Raw genomic sequence first — 15,888 nt, forward strand, 5'->3', positions numbered from 1 at the left:
ATACGTCAAGGTGATGCGGCCTACAATATCAGTCGAGAGCGCACGCCGAAAAGGAGAGAGAGATGCTGGACACCGACGGCCGTGCGATCGGCGTACCGCTAGAAGGCGAAGCGCGTTTGCTGGGCGACATGCTCGACACGGCGGTTCGCGGATTCGGGTCGCGGACGGTGCTCGATTTCCTCGGGTCGACGATGACCTATGCCGAGCTTGGCGACGCGGTCACGCATGCGGCGCGGGGACTGCAGGATCTGGGCGTGGTGAAGGGTACCCGCGTCGCGCTGTGCCTGCCGAACACGCCTTATTATCCGGTGCTGTTCTTCGCGGTGCTGAAGGCCGGCGGGATCGTCGTCAACGTCAACCCGCTCTATGTCGAACGCGAGCTGTGCCACCTGCTGAAGGATTCGGGCGCGGAGATCATTGCGACCTGCGACATTACCGAGATCCATGCGCGCGTGCTGAAGGTCGCGGGCGAGACGGGGCTGCAGCATGTCATCACCTGCCCGATCGCGGGCGCGCTGCCGACGCTGAAGTCGATCGCCTACCGGATCTTCAAGCGCGCCGAGATCGCCCGCGCGCCGAACGACGCGCGGCATCGCAGCTTCGAGTCGCTGGTGCGTGCGAAGGGCGCGCCCACGCCGGTCGCGGTGACGCCGGACGAGGTCGCGGTGCTGCAATATACCGGGGGGACGACCGGCGAGCCCAAGGCGGCGATGCTGAGCCACGCCAATCTGGTGTCGAACGCGGATGCGATGATGACGTTCGTCGGCGGCGAGACGCCCGAACAGGACCGGGTGATGGGGGCGCTGCCGCTGTTCCATGTCTTCGCGCTGACGACGGTGCTGACCTATTCGATCCGCGCGGGCGCGCAGATGATCCTGTTGCCGCGGTTCGAGCTGCAGCAGCTGCTCAAGACGATCGTGCGGACCAAACCGACCTATTTCCCCGCGGTGCCGACCATCTATGCCGCGATCACCAAGGCGGCGGAGACGCAGCCGATCGACCTGTCGTCGATCCATGCGTGCATCTCGGGCGGTGCGCCGTTGCCCGCCGAAGTGCGTACCGCGTTCGAGGCGGCGACAGGGTCGAAGCTGGTCGAGGGTTATGGCCTGTCGGAGGCGTCGCCGATCATCACCTGCAATCCGATCGAGGGGCTGAACAAGCCGGGATCGGCGGGGCTGCCCTTTCCCGGCACGATCATCGAGATCCGCGACCGCGAGGACCCGACCCGGCTGCTGCCGGTCGGTGAGAATGGCGAGATTTGCGCGCGTGGCCCGCAGGTTACGCAAGGATATTGGCACAAGCCGGAAGCGAGCGCTGCGCTGTTCGCGGACGGGGCGCTGCGCACCGGCGACGTCGGGCATCTCGACGCGGACGGCTATCTGTTCATCGTCGACCGGATCAAGGACCTGATCCTGTGCGGCGGCTACAACGTCTATCCGCGGGTGATCGAGGAGGCGCTGTACGAGCATCCCGCGGTCGCCGAGGTGGTGGTGATCGGGGTCGCCGACGCCTATCGCGGCCAGGCGCCCAAGGCGTTCGTCACGCTGGTCGAAGGTGCGGTCGCAACCCCTGTGGAATTGCGTGATTTTCTGCGCGACAAGATCAGCAAGATCGAGCTTCCCCGCGAGGTCGAAATCCGCGACACTCTGCCCAAGACGTTGATCGGCAAGCTATCCAAAAAGGAACTTGTCGCGGAGGAAGAGGCCAGGCTGGCACACGCGATGCCGGCCGGGGCGGCGTCGGGGGAGAGGGGAGCGACACCGTGAACGAGCGGCAGGACGATCTTACCGGGATTCAGGACGTGTCGCAGGCGCTGGGGGTCAGCGCGCGGACGCTGCGTTTCTATGAGGACAAGGGGCTGATCGAGCCGTGCCGGATCGGCACGACGCGCGTCTATACGCGGCGCGACGTCGCGCGGATGCAGCTGATCTTGCGCGGCAAGCGGCTGGGATTCTCGCTGCGCGACATCGAGGAGTTTCTCGTCCTGTATGATGCGGATCCGCAGCATGTCGAACAGATGCGCGCGCTTGCCGAACGCTGTCGCCAGCGGATCGACGACCTCCAGCAGCAGCAGGCGGCGATCGCGCAGACGCTGGAGGAGCTGGAGAAGATCGAGGCGCAGGCGCTCGAGCGGATTGCGTCCTGACCGGCGTGTAACGCGTGCGCGGTTGCGCCGGCTCGCGCGGCGCGGCAGGGACGGGCGATGCGTACCATCTCCTCCGCCGTCGGCGTTCGTCTCTATCATCTCGACGATGTGCTCGAGGGCGGGGCGGCGACGACCTTGTTCTATGGCCCGCTCGGCGAGGCGCTGGCGATTTCCGCGCAGCAGCCCGAGGAGGTCCAGGCGGGGCTGTACATCGCGACCGAGAACGACGTTGTCGCCTATCTCGACCTCGACGACTGAGGCTCAGGCGCCGGCGGTGAAGCCGTCGTCGCGGTCGGCGGGGACGGGCGCGCTGACCGCCTTGCAGATCGCCCGGAGTGCAGGCTTCAGCCCCTCCTCGAGCGTCGGGTGATAGAAGGGCATGTCGAGCAGGTCGGTCGCGGTGCGGCCCTGCTGGATCGCCCAGGCGATCAGGTGCGCACTGTGCTCGACCCCGGGGGCGGCCATCGTCGCGCCGGTCAGCCGGCCGGTGCCCGCCTCCGCATAGAAACGGATCAGCCCGGCGTTGCGCGCCATGACCTTCGCGCGACCCTGATCCTCGTAGGAGGCTTCGCCGATGACGATGCCGTTCTGGTCGTCGGGGGTGATGTCGCCGATGACCGCGACGGTCGGGTCGGTGAACATGATCGCGAGGGGGACCATCCGCGGGCCGGGGGTGACGTCGGGGAACTGCGCGGCGTTGCGGCCGGCGATCATCCCCTCGGCGGACGCCTCGCCGAGCACGGTGCGGTCGTGATCCGCGTCGCCGGCGATAAAGATCGGCGCGTCGCCGCACTGCATCGTCGTTTTGTCGAACACCGGCGTGCCGTGATCGTCGAGCGCGATCCCGGTGGTCTCTAGCCCGAGGCCCTTGAGCCGCGGCGGCCGGCCGGTCGCGACGAGCAGATAGTCGAAGCGGCGGGATCCCGATTGCTCGCCCGACCAGGACAGGCGGACGCCGCCGCTGTCGTGTTCCGCCTTCAGTTCCATTTCGAGATGGATCGGCAGTTCCTTGTCGAGGATACCGTGCAGCACCGCCGAGACCATCTCGTCCTTCAGCGCGGCGAGGCCGGGCGACTGGTCGAACACCATCGTCTCGACCCCAAGCCGGACGAGAGCCTGGGCGAGTTCGAGGCCGATCGGGCCGGCGCCGATCACACCGACCGAGCCGGGCAGGGTCGGCAGTTCGAAGATCGTCTCGTTGGTCAGCACGCGGTCGCGGACCGCGTCGAAACTGTCGGGGATGTTCGGGTAGGAGCCGGTGGCGATCACGATTGCCTTGGCGGTCACGGTGCGGCCGTCGTCGAGGCGGAGCGTGGTCGCGTCGACGAAACGCGCGCGGGCCTGGACCTTCACGCCGTCGGGAAGCTTGTCGAGCGAGTCGCAGACGCCCGCGACGAACGCGTCGCGCTCGCGCTGGACGCGCGCCATGACTGCGGCCCCGTCGATCCGTGGCTCGGCGGTGATGCCGAAGACCGATGCCTGGCGGACCGCGTGCGCGGCGTGAGCGGCGGCGATCAGCAGCTTGGAGGGCATGCAGCCGACGCTGGCGCAGGTGGTGCCCGAGAAGGTCTCGTCGATCAGCAGCGTGCGCGCGCCGTTGCGCCGTGCGTTGCGCTCGGCCGCGAGACCGGCGGTGCCCGCGCCGATGATCGCGACGTCGCAGGTTAACTCGGGGCTGGTGTTCGGCATGATCGACTCCGTCTCCGGAGTATTCCGGTCATGGCAGCGAAACCTTCCAACCGCCTGACCCGTTCCGCATGCCGATCCGATAATCACCACGATCCGAGGACCCGCCATGCTGACCGTCCATCACCTGAATTTCTCCCGGTCTTCCCGCATCTTGTGGCTGCTGGAGGAACTGCAGCTGCCCTATGAGCTGGTCCGGTACGAGCGCGATGCGAGCTTCCGTGCGCCCGCGTCGCTGAAGGCGGTGCATCCGCTGGGCAAGGCGCCGATCGTGCAGGACGATGAGCTGACGCTTGCCGAGAGCGCGTCGATCCTGTCCTATCTCGATCGCAAGTACGGCGGCGCGCGGCTCAGCCCGCCCGAGGGCACGCCCGAGGCGGCGATCCATGACGAATGGCTGCACTATGTCGAGAGTTCGGCGGCGTTCCCGATCATGATGACGGTGATCGGCAAGATGATGGGCGGGCTGCCCGAGGGCCTCGGCAAATTCTCCGAGCCCGAGGTCGCCAAGACCTTTGCGTACATCGCCGACGCGGTTGGCGAGGGGCCGTATCTGATGGGGGCCAAGCTGACGCTGGCGGATATCCAGATGTCGTACCTGCTCGCGACCGCGGAGAGCGCGGGGCTGCTGAAAGACCAGCCGGTGGTGAGCGCGTATTTCGAGCGGCTGAAGGCGGTGCCGGGCTATCAGAAGGCGATCGAGATCGGCGGGCCGCTGGCGCCACCGCGGCGCTGACGTGTGAGCGGACCGGCGCTGCGATACGGCAGCGCCGGTCCTGTCGGCTCAGCGTGCCTTGAAGCGGATCGCCTGACCGCCGCCGGGCGCGAGCGCGAGCGTCAGCGTGTCGCCCTTGCGGACGCGCTTGGTCTCGATCGTGATCGCGTGGCGTGCGGTCGTCTTATAGTCCGCGCCGGGGCCGTCGCGGTAGATCTGCGCGGTGTAGGTCCTGCCGGCGTCGAGGAAGTCGAGCGCGACGGTGAGCGTCCGGGCATTCTCGTCGGTGACGCTGCCGACATACCAGTCGTTCGACTTGCGGTCCTTGCGCGCGAAGGTGACGAAGTCGCCGACCTCGCCGTTGAGCACGCGGGTGTCGGACCAGTCGGTCGGCACGTCCTTGATGAACTGGAACGCGGCGGGATATTTCGCGTAGTTCTCCGGCGTGTCCGCCGCCATCACGACGGGCGAATAGAGCACGACATAGAGCGCGAGCTGCTTGGCGATGGTCGACAGGAGATCGCTGTCGTCGGTGCCCTTGAGGCTGAGCACGCCGGGGGTGAAGTCCATCGGCCCCTCGAGCATCCGCGTGAAGGCGAGGTTCGCCTCATGCTCGGGCGGGTTCTTGCCGGCCCAGCTGTTATATTCCATGCCGCGCGACCCCTCGCGCGCGATCCAGTTGGGATAGGTGCGGCGCAGGCCGGTGTCCTTGACGGGCTCGTGGCTGTCGATCGACACCTTGTACTTGGCGGCGGTGGTGACGACGCGGGTATAGTGGTTCACCATCCACTGGCCCTCATGCCATTCGCGGTGCTGCGACCCGTCGGGATCGACGCGTTCGATCTGGCCCGCGTCGGTGACATAGCCGGTCTTGATCGCGGGAATGCCGTGATCACGCGCAAAGGCGAAGGCGCGGTCGAGCTGGCCGTCATAATGGCTGGCCGAGCCGCCGGTCTCGTTATGACCGATCAGATAGACGCCCTTCGACTTGGCGTATTTGGCGAGATAGCCGGCGTCGAAATCGGGGGTCGGCGTGTCGAACTGCATCGCGGTGCCGTCGCCGAACCAGTCGCCGTCCCAGCCGACATTCCAGCCCTCGACGAGCACGCCGGGGATTTTGTTCGCGCTGGCGAAGTCGATATAGGTCTTCACATGCGCGGTGGTGGCGCCGTGATTGGGGCCGGTCGCCCAGCTCCACTTGCCGGTGATCATGTTCCACCACACGCCGACGAACTTGCCGGGCTTGACCCAGCTGACGTCGCCCAGCTTGTTGGGCTCGTTCAGATTGAGCTCGATATGGCTCATGTAGAGGCCGGGCGCGTCGTCCGAGAGGATCAGCGTGCGCCAGGGCGTCGCGAACGGGCCGGTCCGCGTGACCTTGGGCGCGCCGGCGCCGGGGGTCAGCACCGCCTTCAGCGTGTTGCCCTCGACCTTGGCGACGTTCATGCCGGCATAGTCGACCAGCGCGGCCTCGTGCAGCGCGACATGCGTGCCGCCCGCGAGCTTCAGCGTGATCGGCGTCGCGGCGGTGCCGACATCGGCGAGCGGCGTGCGGTTGTAGAGATATTCCTCGCGGTTCCATTCGAAGCCGGGCTTCCACCAGGCGGTCGCGTCCTCGGCAAAGGCGAACTGCGTCAGCTCCTCGGCGATGTTGACGGTCTTGAAGTCGGGCTGGTCGGGGAAGACGTAGCGGAAGCCGATGCCGTCGTCCTGAAGCCGGAACACGACGTCGATCGCGCGCTGCAGCCGGTCGGTCTCGCGCAGGCGGACGCGCATCTCGCTATGGTTGTCGCGGATCGTCTTCCACTCGCCCCAGGGCTGCGTCCAGGTCGAGTCCGCCTTGTCGCGGGTGACGGTCTCGATCTTCAGATGCCGGTCGAACTTGGGCGCATCGGTGAAGAGGAAGCCGAGCCGCGACGGCTTGACGATCAGCGTGCCCTTGCGCGTGACGCTGTAGGTCGCATGGCCTTCGCCGTCGGTCGCGACGGTGACCGCGATGCTGCCGTCGGGGGAGGTCGCGATCGCCGAGGGGATCGTCGGGACGGGCTGCGGCTTGATCGTCTCGTTCGTCGTGACCGCGGGAGCGGCCTGATCCTGCGCCATCACGGGTGCGGTCGTCGCGAGCAGGGTCGCAAGTGTGAGCGAGAGGGTCTTCATGATCCGGTCCTTTCGACGATCAGCGCGGCATAGCCGCCCAGTCGTCCTATCGTTGCGTCGTTGATGCTGTCGCGGACGCGCCAGTGTTCGGGGGTAGCGGGGCTCCACGCGACGGGCGTCGCGGCCATGTTGAAGACGCAGAGCAGGATCTGGTCGCCGTCACGGCGTTCGAAGGCGAGCAGCGTGTCGGTGACCTCGGTCAGCACCAGATCGCCGATCGCAAGCGCGGGGATCGCGCGGCGCAGCGCGAGCAGGCGGCGGGTGAGCGCGAGCAGCGAGTCGGGATCGCCCTCCTGCCGGTCGACCGCGAGCTCGGGATGGTCGTTACCGACCGGGAGCCACGGCGACGCATCGGTGAAGCCCGCATGCGGCGCATCGGCCCGCCACGGCATTGGCGTGCGGGCGCCGTCGCGCGACAGCGTCAGCGGCCAGTTGGCGATCGCCTCGGGATCCTGGAGCTGGTCGAACGGCACCTCGACCTGGGTGAGCCCCAGTTCCTCGCCATAATAGAGGAAGATGTTGCCGCGCAGGCAGACAAGCAGCGCGATCTTCATCCGCGCGAAGGCGTCGCGGTGATCGGGGCCGATCCAGCGCGAGACGGCGCGCGGGGCGTCGTGATTCTCGAACGCCCAGCTCGGCCAGCCCATCTCCGCGTCCGACGGCCAGAGCGTGATCGCGTCGGCGACGGTGCTGGGGCGGAGGTCCGACGCGTAGAGGAAGTCGAAGCCATAGGCACTGTTGAGCCGGGTCTGGCCACGGGTGAACAGCTTCATCTCGCGGTCGCTGTCCGCGCCGCCGACCTCGGCCACGGTGAAGCGGTCGCCATAGCCGTCGATCAGCCGCCGCAGTCGTTCGAGAAAGGCGGGTATGTCGGGATGGCTCTGGTTATGGACATGCGCCTGAAAGTCGAAGGGGCGCGTCTTCAGACTGTTGTCGGTGACCGGCGGATTGTCGGTCAGCGCGGGGTCGTGCATCGCGAAGTTGATCGCGTCGAGACGGAAGCCGTCGACGCCGCGGTCGAGCCAGAATTTGGCGGTGTCGACGATCTCGTCCTGAACGTCCGCGTCGTGGAGGTGGAGCTGTGGCTGCTCCTTCAGGAAATTGTGCAGATAATATTGGCGACGGCGCGCGTCCCAGGTCCAGGCGGGGCCGCCAAAGACCGACTGCCAGTTGGACGGCGGGCTGCCGTCGGGCTTGGCATCGGCCCAGACATACCAGTTCGCCTTGGGGTTGGTGCGCGACGAACGGCTCTCGACGAACCAGGGATGCTCGTCCGAGGTGTGGCTGTAGACCTGGTCGATGATGATCTTCAGCCCGAGCGCGTGGGCGCGCGCGATCAGCGTGTCGAAATCGGCCAGCGTGCCGAAGATCGGGTCGACATCGCGGTAGTTCGCAACGTCATAGCCGAAGTCCTTCATCGGCGACGTGAAGAAGGGCGAGAGCCAGACCGCATCGACGCCGAGGCTCGCGACATAGTCGAGATGGCGGGTGATGCCGGGCAGGTCGCCGATGCCGTCGCCGTTCGAATCCGCAAAGCTGCGCGGATAGATCTGGTAGATGACCGCGCCCTTCCACCAGGGTCGGTGCACGGGCAGGCTCGTATCGTCGGGCATCAGCGGGTCTCCGCGGCGCAGACCGCATAGCCAAAGGCGGGGATGGTCAGCGTGACGCTGCCGGGGGCGGTCGCGCGCGCGGCGCAAGCGCCGGCGAGCGTATCGAAGCGGGCCGAGCGAGTCTCGACCTGGATCGCGCTGGTCAGCGGCTTGGCGCTGGTGTTGTACGCAAGGAGCATCTCGGCGCCGGTCACGGGATCGAAGCGCGAGACCGCGAACAGGCCGGGCGTATCGCCCCGCGCGCGGACGAGCGTGCGGCCGCGGGTCAGCGCCGGGTGCGCGACGCGGAGGCGCGCGAGCTCGGCGATCTGGCGGAACAGCGGGTGGGTCGTGCCGAAACTGGCGGTCGCGGTGGTCGCGTCGGTACCGACGAGGCGGTTGTCGTTATAGACCGCGACCTTCGAGGCGAACATGTCCTCGCGCGCGTCCTGGTCGTCGCCGTCACCGGCAAAGCCCTGCTCGTCACCCGAATAGATGGTCGGCACGCCGCGCAGCGTCAGCAGCATCGCATGGCCGAGCTTGACGCGGGCCAGCACCTCGGCGTCGCTCGCATTCGGGTTGAGGCGGCGGACGTCGCGGGCGAAGCGGCCCTGGTCGTGATTGCCGAGGAAGGTCGGCAGGATCATCGCGGTGTCGGCGCCGTGTTCGTAGAGCGCATCGCCGTCGAACAGCGCGGCGAGTTCGTTGGTGCCCTTGTTGCCCGCGACGACGTCGGTCACGCCCCAGCGGAAGCCGAAGTCGAGCACCGCGGGCAGCTTGTCGACGCGGGTGAAGCGCGCAAGATAGCCCGGATCCATCGTCCCATAGGCGACCTCGCCGAAGATGTGGAAATTGGGGATGCCGTTCGCCTTGGCGCGGTCGAGCATCGCGGGCGTGAAGGCCTGCCAGAATTCGGGGTTCACGTGGCGCGCGGTGTCGATGCGGAAGCCGTCGACCTTGAACCGGTCGATCCAGCCGCCGAAGATGTCGATCATGCCCGACACGACGCGGGGGTTCTCGGTCGCGAGATCGTCGAGACCGGAGAAGTCGCCCATCGTCGAGCTCTCGTCGGTGAAGGTCGAGTCGCCGCGGTTATGGTAGTAGATCGGGTCGTTGAGCCAGGCGGGGACCTTCACGGTCCGTTCCTTCGCAGGCACATAGGGCGTGTAGGCGAAGCCGGGGTCGGTCAGCCGCGCGAAGTTTTCAGGCGTGCGGACGGCGTCGCCCGCGAAACCGGAATTGATCGCCTTGCCGCGCAGGCCGAGCTTGCGCTGATACGGGTAGTTGGCGCGGTCGCGATAGGCGCAGGGGGTGCCCTCGGTGCATTCGCGGTACTGGATCACGTCGGCGGTGTGGTTGATGATGATGTCCATATAGACCTTCATCCCGCGCGCATGCGCCGCGGTGACGAGCGCGGTCATGTCGGCATTGGTGCCGAGATGCGGATCGACCTGCGTGAAGTCGGTGATCCAGTAGCCGTGATAGCCAGCGGATTCCTTGCCGGGCGCGCCCTGGACGGGTTTGTTCTTGAAGATCGGGCCTAGCCAGATCGCGGTCGCGCCGAGCTGCTGGAGATAGCCGAGGCGCTTGGTCAGACCCTTGAGGTCGCCGCCATGGTAGAAGCCCTTGGCGGTCGGATCGAAGCCGGTGACGCGGCGATCGCCGGTGAGGCCGCCACGGTCGTTGGCGGGATCGGCATTCTCGAACCGGTCGGGGAGGACGAAATAGATGACCTCGTCCTGCGGCAGCCGCGCGCGATAGTCGGTGGCCGGTGCCGCCTTAGGTGCCGGGCCGGGGTCTGCGATGGCGGGCGAGAGCGCGAGCAACCCTGCCAGGATGGTGGCGACGCTCTTGATCATCGGATGTCCTTTTCGCACCGGAATCGGTGACGGCGCCACCGGCGCCGGGTCGCCGTCCGCCGGGAGGACCCCGGGCGGACGGCGGTATTGCAGGTAGTTAGAAGCGGAAGCTCGCACCGAGATAGAACTGGCGCCCGAAATATTGCAGCGTGCCCGTCTGTGCGGTCTGGCCGAAATAGGAGCGGGTCGGCTGGTCGGTCAGGTTGTTCGCCTGCGCGAGCAGCGTCATCCCGGCGAGCGGGCTGCCCTGCGGGAATTCATAGCTCATCTGCGCGTCGAACACGGTCTCGGCGGCGTTGGTCACGATCTGCTCGCTGAGGCCGAACTGCGGCGCGACGAACTTCGAGCGGTAGCGCATCGAGACGCGCGTCTGGAAGCCGTTCTTCTCGTAGAAGAGCGTCGGGTTGGAGACGATCTTCGACAGGCCGGGCAGCGACAGCGAGAGCGTGTTGCCGCTGATCGCGTTGGTGATGCTGACGTCGGACTGGTTGTACGAGATGTTGAGCACCGCGCCGAGGCCGTCGAACGGCGCCGGCAGGAAGTCGAACGTCTTGGTGATGGCGCCTTCGAAACCATAGACATAGCCGCCATTGCCGTTGATCGGCGCGAACAGATTGCCGGTCGTGACGACGCTGGTGAAGCCGGTCCCGGCGAGCGGCGGTGTGCTGATGCCGTTGGCGGCGAAGTCGTAGTTCGGGATGACGCCGCCGATCACGAAGCTGCGGACGTCCTTGTAGAAGGCGCCGAGCACGAGCGAGCCGCTGTTGCCGAAATAATGCTCATAGGTGGCGTCGAACTGGTTGGCGCGGAACGGCTGGAGCGCGGGGTTGCCGCCCGACCCGTCGAGCCGCGCCGCGGTGCCGCCGATGCTGACCAGGTTGGTGCTGATCGAGTTGCGGAAGTCGAAGAAGCGCGGGCGCGAGATCTGGCGCGAGAACGACAGGCGGGCCTGGTCGTTCTCGGTCAGGCCGAGGATGAAGTTCGCCTGGGGCAGCCAGTCGGTGAACTTGCGGCCACGGGTGTTGAGGTAGCGACCGGTGCCGCCGTCCGAGATGGTCGAGGACGAGCTCTGGTCGGTGTGGACGACGCGCAGGCCGATATTGCCCTTGAACGGCAGCGAGCCGGCGATCGTGTCGAAGTTAAGCTGGCCGTAGCCGGCATAGGTCTTCTCGTCGATCGTGAAGCTCTGGTCTTGCGTGAACGCCTGGGTCTGGTCGACGACGCGGTCTGGCCCGAGCTGCGAGTCGAAGATGCTGCCGATATCGGCGACGATGAAGTCGGGGAAGGACGAGAACTTGCCCTTGAAGCCCGCGGTCGTCGAGTTCGAGCCGGTCAGCGTGACGGGTGCAGCGAAGCTGAACGCGTTGAAGCTGGTGATCGTCCGCTCCGCCTTGCGGTTGCCATAGCGGCCGCCGACCTCGAACGACTTGAGGAACGGACCGTCGATCTTGAGCAGCGCGCTGCCCGCGAACGCATAGAGGCGGTCGGTGTCCTTCTGCGGGACGATGTAGAAGCCTTCGAACGTGTTCGCGGCGGGATCGGTGTAGTTGGCGTTGGTCGAGAACGAGCCGACGTTGAGACCGTCGAGCTTGTAGCTGAGCGTCGTCGGCGTTGCGGTCGTGTTGCCGTTGTCGTCGAGACCCGAATTGTTGAAGAAGCTCGACGCGCGCGAATAGGAGCCGTCGGCGGTGAGCGTGAGCTGGCCGATGTCCTTCTGGACGTTGCCGCCGAAGGTGTAGAGCTTGTCGAGCCGGTTCTCGTTCTGCTGGATCGTGCGGGTGCGGATGCCCGAGGCGTTGCCGCCGACGATCGTGTTGCCGATGACGGTCGGGTCGGTCAAGTTGCTGCTGGTCTGCTGCAGGTTCTCGACCCGGATGCCGCGGCGGAACACGTCCGACTTGAAGCGCGAATAATAGCCGTCGAGCAGGACGCGGAACGTGTCGGTCGGCTCATACTGGACGCTGCCGAGCACGCCGTCGCGGGTCTCGTTGCCGCCCGACTGGACCGCCTCGAAGCCATAGCCGATCGCGTCGGCGCGGCCGTTGCCGTCGAGGTCGCGGATCGCCGGGCTGCCGTTCTGGCCGGTCGCGGTGTAATCATAGCCCACGAAGCGCGTGGCGACGTTCGCCTGCTTCAGACGCGCATAGCCGACCGCGAGGCCGAGCGTGTCGTCGAGCAGCTTGGTCTGGATCGAGGCGCTGCCGCGATAGCCGAATTCGCTGGCGTCGGGGTTCTGGCCGGCGCGGTCGTTATAGACGCCGCGGACGTTGACGCTGACGAGCGTCTTGCCGGGGATGCTGAGCGGGCGCGCGGTGCTGAGCTCGACCTTGCCGGCGACGCCGCCCTCGATCTGCGAGGCCTTGGGGCTCTTGTAGACCGCGGCCTGGTTGATGAGTTCGGACGGATACTGGTCGAATTCGATGACGCGGTTGCCCGAGGTCGCGACCTGTTCGCGGCCGTTGAGCGTGGCGGAGACGAGATCCTGGCTGAGGCCGCGGATGTTGATCGCCGACGCCTGGCCGCCGGTACGCTGCGAGGTGACGCCGGGCAGGCGGGCGAGCGACTCGGCGATCGAGACGTCGGGCAAGCGGCCGATATCCTCGGCCGAGACGATCTCGGCGACGACGTCGAGGTTGCGCTTGACCGCGATCGACGAGCGCAGGCTGGCGCGGAAACCGGTGACGACGATGTCGTCGCTGGACTCGGCGGCGGGGCCGCTGCTCGGCGCGGTGGCGTCCTGCGTCGCGACGGTCGGGGCGGGCGTCGAGGGTGCGCTCGACACGGTGTTGTCGGCGGAGGCCGGGGCGGGATCGGTCGCGACCTGCGCGTCGGCGACCGACGCGGTGAGGAGCGCCACGGCGAGCGCGGTGCCGCTGGCCGATAGGGTGAAAAGGTGATGCGCGGCAGATGCCGGGAAACGCTTGGACGTCGTCATGTTCAACTCCCCTGAAAGCCCCGCTGCATCTTTCGCGCCGTGGGCCGTGTGTGGCGTTCCAATGGAATTCCGCCTCACGAAAGCCAATCAATCGACATACGTATTCAGTGCGGCCGTTCCGGCCGTGTTGCCGATTTGCCACGGATCGCGGGGGCCAATGCGTTGACGTTGCGGGCAAACTGGAGTGATGATTGCGACGGCGACGCCGTCCGAGCGCCCCCGAGAGGATCCCTGTCTTGAGTGCCCAGCGCAAATCCACGTCGTTCGACATCGCGCAGGCCGCGGGCGTATCGCAGCCGACCGTGTCGCGCGCGCTGCGCGGCAGCCCGACGGTCAGCCCGGCGACGCGGCAGCGGATCGAGGCGATCGCCAAGCAGCTCAACTATACCGTCGACCGCAGTGCCTCAAACCTGCGCAGCGGCAAGACGCGGACGATCGCGCTGCTGCTGTTCCGCGATCCGACGCCCGACGAGACCGAGGTCAATCCGTTCTTCCTCGGCATGCTGGGCGCGATGATGGGGGCGTGTGCCGATCACGGCTATGACCTGCTCGTCTCGTTCCAGAATTTCTCGTCCGACTGGCATACCGATTATGAAGACAGCCACCGCGCCGACGGGCTGATCCTGCTCGGCTATGGCGATTATGCGGATTATCGCGCGCGGCTCGACCATCTCGTGGCGCAGGGGACGCATTTCATCCGCTGGGGATCGGTGCGGCACGACCAGCCCGGGCTGACCGTCGGTTGCGACAATGTCGCGGGCGGTGCGGAGGCGACGCGGCACCTGATCGCGCAGGGGCGGAGGCGGATCGCGTTCCTGGGGGATGCGACCGATCATTATCCGGAATTCTACGACCGCCACCGCGGCTATCTCGCGGCGCTCGAGGAACATGGCCTGGATGCCGATCCGCACTTGCAGGTCGATGCGATCACCACCGAGGAGGACGGCACGCGCGCGGCGCAGGCGTTGCTCGCGCGCGGGGTCGCGTTCGATGCGATCGTCGCGGCGAGCGACCTGATCGCGCTGTCGGCGATGCGGGTGCTGGCGGGGGCGGGGCGGATCGTGCCCGACGACGTCGCGATCGTCGGCTTCGACGACATTCCTGCCGCCAGCCTCGCCAACCCGCCGCTGACGACGGTGGCGCAGGACACCGTGCTGGGCGGTCGGCGGCTGGTCGAGATGCTGCTCGCGCGGATCGACGATCGCCCGGTGACGAGCATCGTGCTGCCGACGCAACTGGTCGTACGGCGCTCGTCGGGCGAGGCCGCGGCGTGACGCGCGAGAAGCCGCGTCAGGGTTTCTGGGGTCTGTGGAACATCTCGTTCGGGTTCTTCGGGATCCAGATCGGTTTCGCCCTCCAGAACGCGAATGTCAGCCGGATCTTCCAGTCGCTCGGCACCAGTGTCGACGATCTTGCCTTTCTGTGGATCGCCGCGCCGCTGACCGGGCTGCTCGTCCAGCCGGTGATCGGGCATTACAGCGACCGGACCTGGGGGCGGCTCGGGCGCCGGCGACCCTATTTTCTGGGCGGTGCGGTGCTGGCGACGATCGCGTTGCTGGGGATGCCGAACGCGCCCGTTTTGTGGGTCGCGGCGGCGCTGCTGTGGATGCTCGACGGATCGCTCAACGTCGCGATGGAGCCGTTCCGTGCGTTCGTCGGCGACATGCTGGGCAGCCGGCAGCGGACCGCGGGCTATGCGTTCCAGACCGGCTTCATCGGCGCGGGCGCGGTGATCGGCAGCCTCGCGCCGCTGATCCTGACCGACGTCTTCCACGTCGCCAATACCGCGGCGGGCGGCGGGATCCCGCCATCGGTGCGCTATGGCTTCTATCTCGGTGCGGCGGCCTTGTTCTGCGCGGTGCTGTGGACGGTGCTGACGACGAAGGAATATTCGCCCGACGAGATGGCCGCGTTCGAGCATGTTGGCGGCGCGGTCGAGGCGGGGCCGGCGATAGCGGCACCGGTCGGATCGGGCGCGCGGCTGGCGCCGGTGTGGATCGCGCTGGGGGCGATCGTGATCGCGGCGGTGGCGCGGTTCGGGCTCGACAAGCCGGTCTATCTGCTCGGCGCCGGGCTGATCGCGTTCGGTATCGCACTGCTGGTCAGCGCCGCGCTCGTCCGGTCGGGTAGAGAGTCCAATGTTCTCAGCCAGATCGTCGGCGATCTTGCGACCATGCCGCAGACGATGAAGCGGCTCGCGCTCGTCCAGTTCTTCACCTGGTCGGCGCTGTTCATCATGTGGATCTACACCACGCCGATCGTCACGCAGCGCGCGTTCGGGACGACCGACACGGCGAGTGCGGCGTATAATGACGGCGCGAACTGGGTCGGGGTGCTGTTCGCGGTGTATAACGGCGTGGCGACGGTGTGGGCGTTCGTGATGCCGTGGCTCGCGGGGCGGATCGGGCGGCGCAATGCGCATATCCTCGGCCTGCTGAGCGGGGCGGCGGGGTTCGGGTCGTTCCTGCTCCTGCGCGATCCGCATGCGCTGATCGGGTCGATGGTGCTGATCGGGATCGCCTGGTCGTCGATTCTGACGATGCCCTATGCAATGCTGTCCAACGCGCTGCCGCAGGCCAAGCTGGGCGTTTACATGGGGCTGTTCAACATCTTCATCGTGCTGCCGCAGCTGATCGTGTCGTCGGTGATGGGGCAGGTGATGCGGACGGTGTTCCCGGGCGATCCGGTCTGGGCGATGCTGATCGCGGCGGGGGTGATGGGCGTCGCGGCGCTGGCGATGCTGCGGGTGCCGCGGGACGCCTGAGATACTGCCCTCCCCCTGGCGGGGGAGGATCAGG

General features: G+C 67.2%; 11 protein-coding genes. 6 read left to right on the forward strand and 5 right to left on the reverse strand.

The features are described 5' to 3' along the window. Positions 1 to 62 precede the first annotated feature (62 nt). The 3 genes from IFT87_RS12600 to IFT87_RS12610 are packed head-to-tail and all read left to right on the forward strand — an operon-like array spanning position 63 to position 2,404. Positions 63 to 1,766 (forward strand): long-chain-fatty-acid--CoA ligase, encoded by a 1,704-nt coding sequence (locus IFT87_RS12600; RefSeq protein WP_249403329.1) that lies wholly within the window; start codon positions 63 to 65, stop codon positions 1,764 to 1,766. Continuing rightward, complete coding sequence (locus IFT87_RS12605) at positions 1,763 to 2,146, forward strand: MerR family transcriptional regulator (protein WP_031440676.1); 384 nt, start codon at positions 1,763 to 1,765, stop codon at positions 2,144 to 2,146. The genes IFT87_RS12600 and IFT87_RS12605 overlap by 4 nt, the downstream gene beginning before the upstream one ends. Positions 2,147 to 2,203: 57 nt before the next feature. Next, positions 2,204 to 2,404, forward strand: coding sequence for a hypothetical protein (locus IFT87_RS12610; protein WP_192008693.1), 201 nt, complete (start codon positions 2,204 to 2,206; stop codon positions 2,402 to 2,404). Positions 2,405 to 2,407: 3 nt separating this feature from the next. Here IFT87_RS12610 and IFT87_RS12615 read toward each other — a convergent pair whose 3' ends face one another. Then, the gene (locus IFT87_RS12615) at positions 2,408 to 3,835 is read right to left on the reverse strand and encodes a dihydrolipoyl dehydrogenase (protein ID WP_192008695.1); all 1,428 of its coding nucleotides are present in this window, start codon (positions 3,833 to 3,835) and stop codon (positions 2,408 to 2,410) included. A 106-nt stretch (positions 3,836 to 3,941) separates the two neighbouring features. Here IFT87_RS12615 and IFT87_RS12620 point away from each other — a divergent pair, with 106 nt between their 5' ends. Beyond that, positions 3,942 to 4,568, forward strand: coding sequence for a glutathione S-transferase family protein (locus IFT87_RS12620; protein ID WP_037528549.1), 627 nt, complete (start codon positions 3,942 to 3,944; stop codon positions 4,566 to 4,568). Positions 4,569 to 4,616: 48 nt separating this feature from the next. Here IFT87_RS12620 and IFT87_RS12625 read toward each other — a convergent pair whose 3' ends face one another. The 4 genes from IFT87_RS12625 to IFT87_RS12640 all read right to left on the reverse strand — a co-directional run bounded on the left by IFT87_RS12625 (position 4,617) and on the right by IFT87_RS12640 (position 13,090). After that, positions 4,617 to 6,704: a glycoside hydrolase family 97 protein gene (locus IFT87_RS12625; RefSeq protein ID WP_192008697.1), complete on the reverse strand. Its 2,088-nt coding sequence runs from the start codon at positions 6,702 to 6,704 to the stop codon at positions 4,617 to 4,619. Next, positions 6,701 to 8,317: an alpha-glucosidase gene (locus tag IFT87_RS12630; protein ID WP_031440681.1), complete on the reverse strand. Its 1,617-nt coding sequence runs from the start codon at positions 8,315 to 8,317 to the stop codon at positions 6,701 to 6,703. The genes IFT87_RS12625 and IFT87_RS12630 overlap by 4 nt, the downstream gene beginning before the upstream one ends. Continuing rightward, a complete protein-coding gene (locus IFT87_RS12635; RefSeq protein ID WP_192008699.1) occupies positions 8,317 to 10,155 on the reverse strand; it encodes an alpha-amylase family glycosyl hydrolase in 1,839 nt (612 codons plus the stop codon). Before IFT87_RS12635 ends, IFT87_RS12630 begins: the two co-directional genes overlap by 1 nt. Before the next feature lie 97 nt (positions 10,156 to 10,252). Beyond that, the gene (locus IFT87_RS12640) at positions 10,253 to 13,090 is read right to left on the reverse strand and encodes a TonB-dependent receptor (protein WP_192008701.1); all 2,838 of its coding nucleotides are present in this window, start codon (positions 13,088 to 13,090) and stop codon (positions 10,253 to 10,255) included. Between the two features lie 236 nt (positions 13,091 to 13,326). On the opposite strand from IFT87_RS12640, the gene IFT87_RS12645 reads away from it, so the two are divergent. Together IFT87_RS12645 and IFT87_RS12650 are read left to right on the forward strand one after the other, a co-directional pair. Continuing rightward, the gene (locus tag IFT87_RS12645; RefSeq protein ID WP_192008703.1) at positions 13,327 to 14,364 is read left to right on the forward strand and encodes a LacI family DNA-binding transcriptional regulator; all 1,038 of its coding nucleotides are present in this window, start codon (positions 13,327 to 13,329) and stop codon (positions 14,362 to 14,364) included. Further along, positions 14,361 to 15,854, forward strand: a complete 1,494-nt coding sequence (locus IFT87_RS12650; RefSeq protein WP_031440684.1) for an MFS transporter — start codon at positions 14,361 to 14,363, stop codon at positions 15,852 to 15,854. Before IFT87_RS12645 ends, IFT87_RS12650 begins: the two co-directional genes overlap by 4 nt. The last annotated feature ends 34 nt before the right edge of the window (positions 15,855 to 15,888 follow it).

The sequence above is a fragment of the Sphingomonas sp. CFBP 8765 genome, from assembly GCF_014841445.1.
GTDB classification, from domain to species: domain Bacteria; phylum Pseudomonadota; class Alphaproteobacteria; order Sphingomonadales; family Sphingomonadaceae; genus Sphingomonas; species Sphingomonas aerolata.

What these genes read in the sequence shown, in the direction of transcription:
- IFT87_RS12615 (WP_192008695.1), bottom strand. Translation starts at nt 3,835, where the DNA reads ATGCCGAACACCAGCCCCGAGTTAACCTGCGACGTCGCGATCATCGGC.
- IFT87_RS12625 (WP_192008697.1), bottom strand. Translation starts at nt 6,704, where the DNA reads ATGAAGACCCTCTCGCTCACACTTGCGACCCTGCTCGCGACGACCGCA.
- IFT87_RS12640 (WP_192008701.1), bottom strand. Translation starts at nt 13,090, where the DNA reads ATGACGACGTCCAAGCGTTTCCCGGCATCTGCCGCGCATCACCTTTTC.
- IFT87_RS12630 (WP_031440681.1), bottom strand. Translation starts at nt 8,317, where the DNA reads ATGCCCGACGATACGAGCCTGCCCGTGCACCGACCCTGGTGGAAGGGC.
- IFT87_RS12610 (WP_192008693.1), top strand. Translation starts at nt 2,204, where the DNA reads ATGCGTACCATCTCCTCCGCCGTCGGCGTTCGTCTCTATCATCTCGAC.
- IFT87_RS12600 (WP_249403329.1), top strand. Translation starts at nt 63, where the DNA reads ATGCTGGACACCGACGGCCGTGCGATCGGCGTACCGCTAGAAGGCGAA.
- IFT87_RS12635 (WP_192008699.1), bottom strand. Translation starts at nt 10,155, where the DNA reads ATGATCAAGAGCGTCGCCACCATCCTGGCAGGGTTGCTCGCGCTCTCG.
- IFT87_RS12620 (WP_037528549.1), top strand. Translation starts at nt 3,942, where the DNA reads ATGCTGACCGTCCATCACCTGAATTTCTCCCGGTCTTCCCGCATCTTG.